This is a genomic window from Prochlorococcus marinus CUG1435, from assembly GCA_017644375.1.
Lineage (GTDB): Bacteria > Cyanobacteriota > Cyanobacteriia > PCC-6307 > Cyanobiaceae > Prochlorococcus_A > Prochlorococcus_A marinus_AH.
Window position 1 is genome coordinate 642,379 of record JAEPLP010000001.1, and the last position, 13,140, is coordinate 655,518.

Here is a 13,140-nt window from a genome sequence, read left to right on the forward strand (position 1 = left end):
TAAATATTTTTTTTTAATTTAAGTTTAGATATTAGAAAGAAAGAATAAAATAATTTATTGAATTTAATTTACGGAAAAAGTATATTGAATGTGTAAAAAAAATTCCAAATTCCAATGGAGATTATTTGTAATCAAAATGAGTTAAATAATGCTATTCAACTAGTAAGCAAAGCAGTTTCTTCAAGACCGACTCATCCAATTCTTGCAAATATACTTTTAACGGCTGATCAGGGAACAAATAAAATAAGTCTTACTGGGTTTGACCTTAATTTAGGAATTCAAACTTCATTTGATGGAACTGTTAAAAAGAGTGGGGCTATTACGATACCTTCAAAACTGTTATCTGAAATAGTGAATAAATTACCTAATGAGACACCTGTTTCGTTAGAAGTAAATGATGATTCAGAGAATATTTTAATAAAAAGTGATAGGGGATCTTTCAATCTTAAAGGAATACCTTCTGATGATTACCCTAATTTACCATTTGTTGAAAGTGGCACCTCTTTAAATATAGACCCTAGTTCTTTTTTGAAAGCTTTAAAAGCTACTATTTTTGCTAGTAGTAATGATGATTCTAAGCAATTACTTACAGGTGTGAATTTTACTTTTAAGCAAAATTATCTAGAGTCTGCTTCTACAGATGGTCATAGATTGGCAGTTGCATTAATTGGTAATGAAGAACATATTGAAAATAAAGATGATTCTCATTCAAATGAAAGTGATTTATCAGTAACTATTCCAACTAGATCTTTAAGAGAAATTGAAAAACTAGTATCTTTGAGAAGCTCAGAAAATTCAATCAAGTTATTCTATGACAAAGGTCAGGTAGTTTTTATTTCTTCAAATCAAATAATTACAACAAGAACCCTTGAAGGTATTTATCCTAATTATTCACAACTGATCCCTGATACTTTTTCTAATATTTTTAATTTTAATACAAAAAAATTAATTGATGCGTTAGAGAGAATTGCTGTTTTAGCTGATCAACAGAGCAGCGTCGTAAAAATTAAATTGAATAATGAGGATTTAGCTTTAATAAGTGCAGATGCACAAGATATTGGCAACGCGAATGAATCAATACCTGTTTCTTACTCTGGAGAAGATTTCGATATTGCATTTAATGTTAGATATCTTTTAGAGGGGTTAAAAGTTATTTCTTCTGAAAATGTTCTATTAAAGTGTAATCTTCCAACTACTCCTGCTGTGTTTGTTCCAGAAGATAATCTCAGTTCTTTTACTTATTTAGTTATGCCTGTTCAGGTTCGTTCTTAACTTGAAATTACCTAAAGAAATTTTATTAAGTGATTTACTACATTTTAGTGTTAAGGGAAATATGTCCCTTAATTATGGAATTGGTGAAAATGTTTGGATGCATCCTCCAGTCCATAGGATTTTAGGATGGTACTCTCGCCCTTCAAATTTTGATTTAAAACGAAATGTTTGGAGATTAAATCAAATCAGTCAAATAATAGACAATGATATTTATGTTAAGGGCGATCCAGCAATTTCTGATTTAGCAACTTTAAATAGGTTTCCAACTTTAATAGAAGCAAATCTGATAAATAAAAATGGCTCAAAAATTGGAGTTATTGCCGATTTTTTATTCGAAATAAAAACGGGGATAATAAAGCATTATTTAGTATCAAGATCTAACCCTAAGATTCCAGGTTCTAGTAGATGGAAATTAAAGATTGAAAATATTAATGATCAACAACCTGGTTTAGTATTTTGTGAAAGTAATTCTTTAGATGATTTATTTTTAATAAAATCAAGTCTCAAAAATGAATTCATGCAAAAAGGAAAAAAAATCATTGATAGATTTGATGACATGAAAAATATAGCTTCTAATAGATTAGAGGATTGGCTTGAAGAAGATGAAGATATTAACCAAAACTTAGATTTTAAACATAAAAGTTTTTATAATAACGATACAACATCAAGATCTTTTGTTGATAAAAAAGAAGATGACCCTTGGATCTAAAGAATGATAAATCTAGAAAATAATGATCTATATGATCTTAATAAAGCATTAAAATTTGAAAATTTAACAACCAATGATTACGAAGAAATTTGCAAAAGATTAAAAAGAAAACCAAATAGGACTGAACTAGGTATGTTTGGAGTTATGTGGTCTGAACATTGTTGTTATAGAAATTCAAAACCATTACTATCTAAGTTTCCTACTAAAGGAAAAAATGTTTTGGTTGGTCCTGGAGAGAATGCTGGCGTTATTGATGTTGGAAATAATCAAAAACTTGTTTTTAAAATTGAAAGTCATAATCATCCCTCAGCAATTGAACCTTTTCAAGGAGCTGCAACAGGAGTAGGAGGAATATTAAGAGATATTTTCACAATGGGTGCAAGACCAATCGCTGTTTTGAATTCATTGAGATTTGGAAATCTCGATAATCCATCAAATGTAGATTTGCTTCGAGGAGTTGTATCAGGAATTGCACATTATGGAAATTGTGTAGGTGTTCCTACTGTAGGAGGTGAAATTGATTTTGATGATAGCTATTCTGGCAATCCTCTTGTAAACGTAATGGCTCTAGGTCTGTTGGAGACTAATGAAATTGTTTGTTCTGGAGCTAAAAATGTAGGTTCGCCAGTACTATATGTTGGTAATACTACAGGCAGAGATGGTGTTGGCGGCGCTAGTTTTGCAAGTTCAGAACTAACTACTGATTCATTAGATGATAGACCTGCAGTGCAAGTAGGTGATCCATTTATTGAGAAAAGTCTCATAGAAGCCTGTTTAGATGCTTTTAAGACAGGAGATGTAATTGCAGCTCAAGATATGGGTGCAGCAGGCTTAACTTGCAGTACTGCAGAGATGGCTGCAAATGGGAATTTAGGTATATTTATTGATTTAGATTTAGTTCCCTCCAGAGAAGAGAACATGTCTCCATACCAATATTTATTATCTGAATCGCAAGAAAGAATGTTATTCGTCGTAAAGGAAGAAAAAATTAATTGCCTTATTGAAAAATTTAATAAATGGGGTTTATACGCAAATGTAATTGGCGAAGTAATAGAGACCAATGAGGTAATTGTTTCTCATAAAGATAAAATTATTGCTCAAATCCCTACTTCTGCTTTATCTGATGATACTCCAGTAAATATTAATAGTGTGATTAAAAATCCACCTGATGATTTGTTAAAGAAATGGGAATGGAATGAAAATACTCTACCAGCAATTAAAGAACAAAAAATTTTTTCATTGAAGGAAAAAAAGATTTTTTCTTACTCACAAATAATTTTAAAACTTCTCTCTAACCCATCAATAGCTTCTAAAAAATGGATTTACAAACAATATGACTCTCAAGTGCAGTCAAATACAGTTTTTAAACCCGGAAAATCAGATGCAGCAGTAATAAGACTAAGACAACAAAATGAAAAACATAAAAGCAAAGTATTTTCTGGTATTGCAGCTTCAGTTGACTGTAATAGTAGATGGGTTTCTCTTGATCCCTTTAGAGGTACTATCGCTGCAATTGCCGAATCTGCGAGAAACGTTAGTTGTGTTGGGGCTGAACCAGTTGCAATTACAAATAACTTGAATTTTTCCTCTCCTGAGACTGAAATAGGATATTGGCAACTTTCATCTTCATGTGATGCAATTACTGAAGCCTGTAAAGCTCTAGAAACTCCTGTTACAGGAGGAAATGTTTCCCTTTACAATGAATCAAAAAATGCAGATAATCAAATTACTCCCATTAATCCTACACCAGTTATTGGAATGGTTGGGAAGATAAATAATGTTGAAAAAGCTATAAGTAGTGAATGGAAAAAAATTGGTGATCAAATTTGGTTGATTGGTTCTCATAAATCAGAGAAAACAATCGCAGCTAGTTCTTATCTTGAGTATTTTCACGGAGAAATTACAGGTCGTCCACCAAAAATAGATTTACCGGATGAAAAGTTTTGTCAGACTTTTTTAAGACAAGCGATTTTAGACAGATTTGTAGTTTCATCTCATGATATTAGTGATGGGGGTTTAGCGATAGCTTTAGCAGAGTGTTGTATTTTGTCTGCAAAAGGTGCAACACTAGAATTAGAAACAGAATTTAATAGAGATGATAATTTACTTTTTGCAGAAGGAGGGTCTAGGATTATTTTCTCAATAGATAGAACGAAAGAAAAAGAATGGCTTAAATATTTAAAAAATAATCAAATAAATTCTCAATCAAGTGTATATTTAAAAAAAATAGGATATGTTTCAAATGAAACTTTTAAGATGAAGATTAAAGATAAAAATATTTGCAATATTAAGGTTGAGGAATTAACCGAAAAATTTAATAATAGTATTTCAAGTCACTTTTAAACATGAAAAATATTTACCAAACATCAATATTTTTAAGAACTTAAGTTATGTGCGGAATAGTTGGAATTGTTTCTTCAGATGATGTAAATCAACAAATATACGATAGCCTTTTGCTTCTGCAGCATAGAGGGCAAGACTCAACAGGTATAGCAACTATGGAAAATACTATCTTCCATATACATAAGGCCAAAGGTCAGGTTAATACCGCTTATAGGACGAGAGATATGAGGAATTTAATCGGCAAAACTGGATTGGGTCATGTTAGGTATGCAACAAAGGGATCTGCAGAGAGTGTAGAAGAAGCTCAACCTTTTTATGTGAATGCTCCTTATGGAATAGTTTTGATACATAATGGTAATTTGACTAATACTAGAGATTTAGAAAAACAATTGTTCAATATTGATAAGCGACATACAAATTCTTCAAGTGATACTGAAATGCTATTAAATGTATTAGCGACAGAATTACAAGAACAAATTCATAATCAAAAATTAGAACCTGATATTATTTTTGATGCAGTCAAATCTTTACATAAAAGAATTCAGGGATCATATGCTTCAATTGCACTAATTTCGGGACATGGTTTATTAGCATTCAGAGATCCTTATGGTATTAGACCTTTAGTAATAGGCAAAAGATTTTCATCAAATACAAAAAAAGAAGAGTGGATGGTTGCTAGCGAATCTCTAGTCCTTGAGAATAACGATTATCAAGTAGTAAGAGATGTAGATCCTGGAGAAGCTATTTTTATTAATATCAATGGAGAGTTTTTTTCTAAGCAATGCTCTGAAAATCCACTTTTATGTCCCTGTTCTTTTGAGTATGTTTATTTAGCAAGGCCAGATTCAATTATGAATGGAATTTCCGTTTATAAAGCTCGTTTAAAAATGGGAGATTATTTGTCTGAAACAATAAAAGAAACAATTAATTCTGGAGATATTGATGTTGTTATGCCTATTCCTGACTCTTCTCGACCTGCTGCTATGCAAGTTGCAAGACAATTAGGTATAGAGTACAGGGAAGGGTTTTTTAAAAATAGATATGTTGGTAGAACATTCATAATGCCTGGTCAGCAGAAACGTAAGAAATCTGTAAGACAAAAGTTAAATGCCATGAGTGCAGAGTTTAAAAATAAAAATGTATTAATTGTTGATGATTCGATTGTAAGAGGTACTACTTCAAAAGAAATTGTTCAGATGGCTAGGGATGCAGGAGCAAATAAAGTTTTTTTTACATCAGCAGCACCTCCTGTTCGTTTTCCGCATGTTTATGGAATTAATATGCCTAATAGAGATGAATTAATAGCTCATGACAAAACAATAAGTGAAATTGCTAATAAACTTGAAATTGATAACCTCGTATATCAAAGTGTTGAAAATTTACACAAATCCATAATAAGTGGTTCTAATGTTAAAGATTTAGAGATGAGTTGTTTTACTGGATCATACGTAACAGGAACAGTAAATCAAGAGTATTTAAATTGGGTTGAAAATGAATATAAATCTTAGTTGAGCAAATTTTTTATTCGAAAACAACTTTCAAGATGTTCTCCTTTGTCTAATTTTAAGAATTCAATTAAAAAATTTGTTTTATTAGCTTTGAAGTTTAATTTATCAAACTCTAACCTAGCTGATTTATTCTTATTTGTTTCAATATCAAGGAAATGATTGCTTGGCAAAATTTTGAGGAAGCAATCATTTTTAAGCTGAGTTTTTTCGTTTAAATAACCCAAACTGTATTCATTTGCAAAATAAATTTCATTACTATTTATACAAAAGATTTTTCCTTGTCTAGAAACTAAAAAAATATTTTCTCCATTTTGATATGGACAACAAGAAACAATCTTTTCAGTTGGTAAAAGTTTTGCAAGCATTAAACCTTGAGATTGTTTAGAAGTCGGTGCAAAAAATTTATTTGATAAATTAAATTTAAAAATTCTTCCTATTGAGGTTAGTATTATTAAATTTTTCTCTTCATTTGAAATAAATGAATCAATTGTTGTAATATTATTTTTTAATTTTGTAATTGAAAAAGATCTATTACTTTTAATCATATCTTTGTCAAATAAAACTTTTTTAAATCTTCCATCTGAATTCAATATACATAAATAATTTTTTATATCTTTTTTAATTGAATGAAAATTCAATATTTCATTTGGATCAATATTTCCAAGAACTTTATTATCTAATTTAAAGTCATTATTAATGTTTGATTCCCAATCAATGTGGAAAACTTTTCCTGTACAAGTGATTCCAATTATTTTTAAATTTTTATCAATATTGCATATAAATTTTTGTATATTTTTATTATCAATAATTTTATTACCATCTTCAAAAGATTTTTTATAATTATTAAAAATTATTTTTCGTAAATATAATCTGTTGTCTATACATATTTTAGTTTTCTTGTTGATAAACTCCTCTAATATCTGCTTATTAATTGTTTCTAATTCTTTATTTTGATTAATATTTTTAAGTAGTTTCGTTTTTCTTTTGACATTATATTTTTCCTTTAATATTATTAATTCTTCTTTAAGCAAGTCTAGTAATAATTTTCTTTCATTTAATAACTTTTGAAAATAATCTTTCTTTTCTTGCATTTTTTTTATGTCTTCATTTATTTGATTTCTTTCCAGAGTTGTTAATTTTTTTAATGGCATATCTAATACTGAAGTTGCTTGTTTTTCTCTTAAATAAAAATTTTCAATTAATTTTGATTTTGCTTCTCCAGGAGTTTCTGAGCTTTCAATAATCGCTATAACTTTTTTTATATCTTTAGTTGCTTTTGATAAACCTTCTAAGGTTTCTAGTTTTTCAATAGTATTTTTTAGAAAATAATTAGTTCTTTTTCTAATTGTTTCTTCTCTAAATTCAAGAAAATAGTTGAGATATTGCTTTAAGTTTAGTTGGACAGGTTTTCCTTTAATTAAAGCTAAAAATATTGCTCCAAAGTTTGTTTGTAGAGATGTTTTTTTATATAAATTTGAAATTACCAGTTCTGGATTAGAATCTTTTTTTAACTCTATTACAATTCTCATTCCATCTCTGTCACTCTCATCCCTGATATCTGAAATTCCATTAATTTTGTTTAAATTAACAAGTTCTGCTAGTTTTTCAATCCAACCTGCTTTGCTGATTTGATAAGGAAGCTCTGTTACGATTAGAGCCATTTTTTTATGTTTACCTTTGCCTAAATTTATTTCTTCAGTATTTATAACTCCTCTTATCGTTATTGATCCTTTGCCTGTATTGTAAAGTTCCTCTATAGATTCATCATAAATTAATTCGCCTCCTGTAGGAAAATCAGGCCCTTTAATAAAGTTAGTTAGTTTTTTATCATTTATATCTTTATTTTCAATTAAAGCTATTAGACCATCTACTATTTCTCCTAGGTTATGAGGCGGAATATTTGTTGCCATTCCAACTGCAATACCTGACGATCCGTTCAATAATAAAAATGGAAGTTGGGCTGGAAGAACATCGGGCTCTTTTTGCGAACCATCAAAGTTGTTTGAGAAATTTACTGTTTCTAATCCAATTTCCTCAAGAAATCCATCATGGGCTATTGGTGCTAGTCTGGTTTCGGTGTACCTCATTGCTGCGGGAGGATCATTATCTACAGATCCAAAATTGCCGTGACCGTCTAAAGAGGGATATTTAGTTGAAAAATTTTGCACTAGTCTCACTAGTGCGTCATATACTGCTTGATCTCCATGAGGATGATATTTTCCTAGCACATCTCCGACAACTCTCGCACACTTTCTAAATGGCCTGTCCGGTGTCAAGCCTAATTCATACATTGCGAATAATATCCTTCTTTGAACAGGTTTAAGGCCGTCTCTTGCGTCAGGAAGAGCACGTCCAACTATCACGCTCATTGCATACTCCAGATAAGATCGTTCCATTTCTTCTTGGAGTGAGATAGAAGTGAATTTTTTCTTATCCATTAGTGCTAAAAACCGAATATTTATTAATAAACTAAATTAAGACTAATAGGTAAACAAATATTTACCAGTATTCAAAATTAATAAGATGCATTTATTTTGGTTTTTGCCAATATTACATCCTTTTGAATTTGTTCATTTTGTAAAAGAATTTCAGTTGATGTTTGCAATTTTTCTCCCCATAACTGTTCTTTTCTGTAATCGTAATTAACATAGTTAGGATTCTTAACTAATGCCTTTTGGGCTAGTTGAAGCGCTAAGTTAATATCTTTGGTTCTCAAACATGTTGCAAGTCCAAGTAATGGTTCAGAATTTTCCTCAATTGATATTGCCTTTTCAAAAAGTTTGATTGATCGATTTATATTGTTTTTTTCGAAATAAGCTAATCCTTGATTATTTATTGCTTGCCAGAAATCAGGTTTAATTTTTATTGATTTATCAAATAACTCAATAGCTCCAAAGTAATTTTTTTCCATTAATAAAATATTTCCTAATTGAAAAATGGCTTTATGGTTACTTGGTTCAATCCTTAATCCTTTTTCTAAAGCGTTCTTTGCATTTTTTTGTTGTAAAAGCTGTAAATAAATATTACTTTTAGCAAAGTATATTTCACTAAGATTTGAATTAATCTTTTCTGCTTTATTTAAAGAAGTTAATGCTTTTTTGTATAGTTTGTTTGCTACCTGAACTTCAGATAAAATTAACCATAATTTTTCATTTGTTGAATTTATTTTTACAGCTAATTTTGCTAAGCTAAGGCTATCTTTAGCTAGTCCAAAATAAAGGAGTTGATATGCATTTTTTGCAATAGATAAACTTTCTTTTTGTAAATTTTTTTCCGTTGGGAAATAATAATGAGGAATTATTGATTGAACTTTCTCTACTGTCAAAAAGCAATAACTGATCAAAGAAAGGTATAGTATTTTTTTTAAAACTTTTTTCATATCTTAATTTTTTTATTGCTTAGAGTTGATTGTATGTTTCTTTTCCACATCCATGGTTTAATTCTCTTTAATGTAGTTCCTTGAAGGTTTTGTTCCCAGGTTTTATCATCCCAATTTAACGACTCAGTATTAAGATTTTGAATCCATTCCTTCGGGGTCGTTTCAAAAGTATTGTTGTATGGAACTGACTCATTCCAAGGGCATACATCTTGACAAATATCACATCCTGCAACCCATCCATTTAAATTTTCTTTGATTTTTTTTGGAATAGTTTTTTCTCTGCTTTCTATTGTGTGATATGCAATGCATAGATTTGATTGTATTACAAATGGTTCTACTATTGCTTTTGTGGGGCAATGTTCAATACATTTATCACATTTACCGCACAGTGGTTGGTGAGGCTTATCTGGTGCTAAATCTTTTGTAAGGATCAAAAAACCTAAAGTAAACCAAGAACCATTTTTTTTGTTTATCAAATTACTATTTTTACCAATCCAACCAAGTCCTGATTCCTCAGCCCATGCTTTTTCCAGAAGCGGTGAAGTGTCAACACATATTTTCCATTTGCAATCCGGAATTTCTAAGTTTATCCATTTGCCAATATTCTTTAATTTTTTGTAAATTACTTTGTGATAATCTTCTCCTTGACTAAATTTACCCACCTTTAAGAGATTGTTATTGTTGTTTGCTGAACTCATATAATTGAATCCAACACTTAGAACACTTTTAGCATTTTCAAGAAGTGAGCTTATGTTTTTTCTTCTTTCTGCTTCCATCCATTTCATTTCAGCATGATAGTTATTTGATAACCATCTTTCTAATGAATTAGTTCTTAATTTAATGCGCGAACTACCTGGAATTGAAGCAATTCCAGCTAATGAAAAACCTTCAAAAATTGCTCTTTCTTTTAATTTTGTGCTTATTTCTTTTTTGTCTTGAACGTTGTCGATCATTTCTCTATTATGTATATTATTTTTTTAAAAGTTATTTTTTCAGGAAAAAACTAATAAATAATTTTAATTTATTAAAAAAAAAATATCCTAACAAACTAAAAACAGTTAAATTATTAGTAAAGTTAATATAGAAAGAAAAGTTATTTTGGTTGAATCTAATCAAAATCAAGATTCGAACCTAGGATCTAGGCTTCAACAGGATCTAAAAAATGATCTCATAGCTGGCTTGTTAGTTGTAATACCTCTAGCAACAACCATCTGGCTGTCATCATTAGTTAGTAAATTTGTTCTAACATTGGTTACCTCTGTTCCTAAGCAATTAAATCCTTTCATTACCTTAAACCCTCTATTACAAGATTTAATTAATCTTACTTTAGGCTTAACTGTACCATTATTAGCCATTTTGCTTATAGGCTTGATGGCCAGAAATTTTGTAGGAAGATGGTTGTTAGAATTTGGTGAGGGAACCCTATCCAAAATTCCTGTAGCTGGTGCTGTTTATAAAACTCTTAAACAATTACTCGAAACTTTTTTGAGTAACAAATCTAATCGATTTAGGAGAGTTGTTTTAGTTGAATATCCGCGTGAGGGACTATATAGTGTAGGTTTTGTTACTGGTGATGTTGGACCATCTCTTCAGACAGAATTAGAAGAAAAGTTGTTAAGTGTTTTTATACCTACTGCACCAAACCCAACAACTGGTTGGTATACATTGGTTCCTGAGTCATCTGTTAAGGATTTGGATATTTCTGTTGAGGATGCTTTTAAAACAATAATTTCTGCTGGGATAGTTAATCCAGACGAAAAGAACAATAATACAAATCCAACTTTTTCAAAACTATTTTCTCAACTACGTGCTTCTACTAATTCGTCTTCGTAATTGATGTATAATAATAGATCTCTTTCTAGAGAATTATCTTTAATTTCTTTAGGCTTGATTAAAGATAAAGATGATTTCAAATTAAATAAATTTCAGATAGAAGAGATTATTGAATCCGCCTTAAATTCCTTAATCGATCATTGTAGAGAGGAACTAGACAATTGCGAATTAGATTTAGAAAATGCATCCCAAAAAATATTAGATAGTGAATTGCAAGAAGGAGTAGATTCTTCTTTTGCAAATGTTAGAGACGAGTTAAAAAAATCTCTCAAAAAAATTGAAACTGTAATGAATACACTCTCGGTCACTTTAGACTTTCCAAAACTAATAGTTTCTAGTGGACAAATTGATATTAGAGAAGATGTTAATCAAAGGATTAGCTATATAATTAATAATCTAACAATTATCGACTCTGATATTGATCAAGCAATGGATGGTTGGAGATTAAAAAGATTACCAAGAATTGATCGCGATATTTTAAGGTTAGCCTATGTTGATATTAATTTTCTGAGTACACCTGTTGCAGTTGCTTGTGATGAAGCAGTAAATTTAGCTAACAAATATAGTGATATTCAAGGGAGAAAATTTATAAATGGAGTTTTAAGGAGATTACAAACAATAAAATTGTCATGATTATTTGATATAAGTAAATAGTATTTTAGAATTTATAAATAATGTATAAAAATATCAATGACTAATGCTGAATCTGATAATTCTAGAGAATGGGCTGAACAAGCTTATGCACTTTTAAAAAAACGACAAGAAGAGCAAAAACAAGAATTACAAAAACAAGAAGAGCAAAAACAAGAATTACAAAAACAAGAAGAGCAAAAACAAGAATTACAAAAACAAGAAGAGCAAAAACAAGAAGAGCAAAAACAAGAATTACAAAAACAAGCAGAGCAAAAACAAGAAGAGCAAAAACAAGCAGAGCAAAAACAAGAAGAGCAAAAACAAGAAGAGCAAAAACAAGAAGAGCAAAAACAAGCTTTTATTAATATTACTAATAAAGAAAATCTTCTTGAAAAGCCTAAAACTATTGATGAACCTGAACTAGGGGAATTTGATGATAATTTTACTTGGTCAGCAATGGTATTAGCTGCGCAAGGAAAAAAGATAAATCAAATATCGATAGATGAAATTGATTGGTTAACTAAATTAAGAAGAGGCTTAGAAGAAACAAGAAAAGGTTTTGTTACTGAATTATTGGATAAATTGGGAGATGATCCGCTTACTCCAGAATCTCTAGATGATTTAGAGACCTTATTAATAAGAGCAGATGTTGGTATTGATTCAACTGATAAAGTTATAAGTTCTCTTAGAAAGAAATTAAACGAAGAAGTTGTCGGTGCAGAAGCAGGAATAAAATTTTTAAAGAAAGAATTAAAATTAATTATTGATAAACCAATAAAAAACTCAGGTACTGATCTTTTAGTTCCTAGAAAAGGGAAGTTAAATGTCTGGTTATTAGTAGGGGTAAATGGTGTAGGAAAGACTACCACACTAGGAAAATTAGCATATTTGTCATCAAGAAGTAATTTTAAAACCTTAATAGCTGCTGCTGATACTTTTAGAGCTGCGGCAGTAGAACAACTCGAAGTATGGGGTGATAGGAGTAATGTAGATGTCATATCCAATCAATCAAAAAATGCTGACCCAGCAGCAGTAGTTTTTGATGCAATCAATTCTGCAAAAAAAAGAAATATTGACTTATTACTTGTTGATACAGCAGGTAGATTGCAAACAAAAAATAATTTGATGGATGAATTATCAAAAATAAAAAAAATTATTGATAAAAATGTTCCCGATGCAATTGTTGAATCATTATTAGTTTTAGACGCAAGTCAAGGTCAAAATGGCTTAAAGCAGGCAAAAAGTTTTGCTAAATCAGCAAACTTAAGTGGAGCAATTATTACTAAATTAGATGGTACCTCTAGAGGGGGCGTCTCTTTAGCTGTATCTGAAGAGGTTAATTTGCCTATAAGATTTATTGGGGCTGGAGAAGGTATAAAAGATTTGAGACCTTTTAATAGTTATGAATTTGTGGAGGCAATGCTTGCTGATAAATAAATATTTAATTAAATTTTTTTAAAAAT

At 30.0% G+C, this 13,140-nt stretch carries 10 protein-coding genes; 7 read left to right on the top strand and 3 right to left on the bottom strand.

The features are described 5' to 3' along the window. Positions 1-114 precede the first annotated feature (114 nt). From JJ844_03610 to purF, 4 genes are read left to right on the top strand one after another with little or no spacing between them, the layout of a single operon-like run. Positions 115-1,272 carry a DNA polymerase III subunit beta gene (locus tag JJ844_03610; GenBank protein ID MBO6974762.1) on the top strand — a complete coding sequence of 386 codons (1,158 nt, stop codon included), beginning with the start codon at positions 115-117 and terminating at the stop codon, positions 1,270-1,272. Position 1,273: 1 nt separating this feature from the next. Then, positions 1,274-1,981 (top strand): PRC-barrel domain containing protein, encoded by a 708-nt coding sequence (locus JJ844_03615; GenBank protein MBO6974763.1) that lies wholly within the window; start codon positions 1,274-1,276, stop codon positions 1,979-1,981. Positions 1,982-1,984: 3 nt separating this feature from the next. Beyond that, the gene (gene purL / locus JJ844_03620; protein ID MBO6974764.1) at positions 1,985-4,324 is read left to right on the top strand and encodes a phosphoribosylformylglycinamidine synthase subunit PurL; all 2,340 of its coding nucleotides are present in this window, start codon (positions 1,985-1,987) and stop codon (positions 4,322-4,324) included. 47 nt (positions 4,325-4,371) lie between these two features. Then, complete coding sequence (gene purF / locus JJ844_03625) at positions 4,372-5,832, top strand: amidophosphoribosyltransferase (GenBank protein MBO6974765.1); 1,461 nt, start codon at positions 4,372-4,374, stop codon at positions 5,830-5,832. Here purF and JJ844_03630 read toward each other — a convergent pair. The 3 genes from JJ844_03630 to queG form a co-directional block, all read right to left on the bottom strand. Then, positions 5,829-8,270: a DNA topoisomerase 4 subunit A gene (locus JJ844_03630; protein MBO6974766.1), complete on the bottom strand. Its 2,442-nt coding sequence runs from the start codon at positions 8,268-8,270 to the stop codon at positions 5,829-5,831. The two genes, purF and JJ844_03630, sit on opposite strands and share 4 nt — an antisense overlap. A gap of 77 nt (positions 8,271-8,347) precedes the next feature. Next, positions 8,348-9,211 (bottom strand): pilus assembly protein TadD, encoded by an 864-nt coding sequence (locus JJ844_03635; GenBank protein MBO6974767.1) that lies wholly within the window; start codon positions 9,209-9,211, stop codon positions 8,348-8,350. After that, positions 9,208-10,164 (bottom strand): tRNA epoxyqueuosine(34) reductase QueG, encoded by a 957-nt coding sequence (gene queG, locus JJ844_03640; GenBank protein MBO6974768.1) that lies wholly within the window; start codon positions 10,162-10,164, stop codon positions 9,208-9,210. The genes JJ844_03635 and queG overlap by 4 nt, the downstream gene beginning before the upstream one ends. 145 nt (positions 10,165-10,309) lie before the next feature. Between queG and JJ844_03645 the strand changes: the two genes are divergently transcribed. Genes JJ844_03645 through ftsY form a run of 3 tightly spaced genes read left to right on the top strand, consistent with a single transcriptional unit; the run spans position 10,310 to position 13,114 of the window. Continuing rightward, on the top strand, positions 10,310-11,044 hold the full coding sequence (locus JJ844_03645) for a DUF502 domain-containing protein (protein ID MBO6974769.1): 735 nt from the start codon (positions 10,310-10,312) through the stop codon (positions 11,042-11,044). Positions 11,045-11,047: 3 nt separating this feature from the next. Beyond that, positions 11,048-11,677, top strand: coding sequence for a transcription antitermination protein NusB (gene nusB / locus JJ844_03650; protein MBO6974770.1), 630 nt, complete (start codon positions 11,048-11,050; stop codon positions 11,675-11,677). 57 nt (positions 11,678-11,734) lie between these two features. Next, on the top strand, positions 11,735-13,114 hold the full coding sequence (gene ftsY / locus JJ844_03655; protein ID MBO6974771.1) for a signal recognition particle-docking protein FtsY: 1,380 nt from the start codon (positions 11,735-11,737) through the stop codon (positions 13,112-13,114). Positions 13,115-13,140 lie beyond the last annotated feature (26 nt).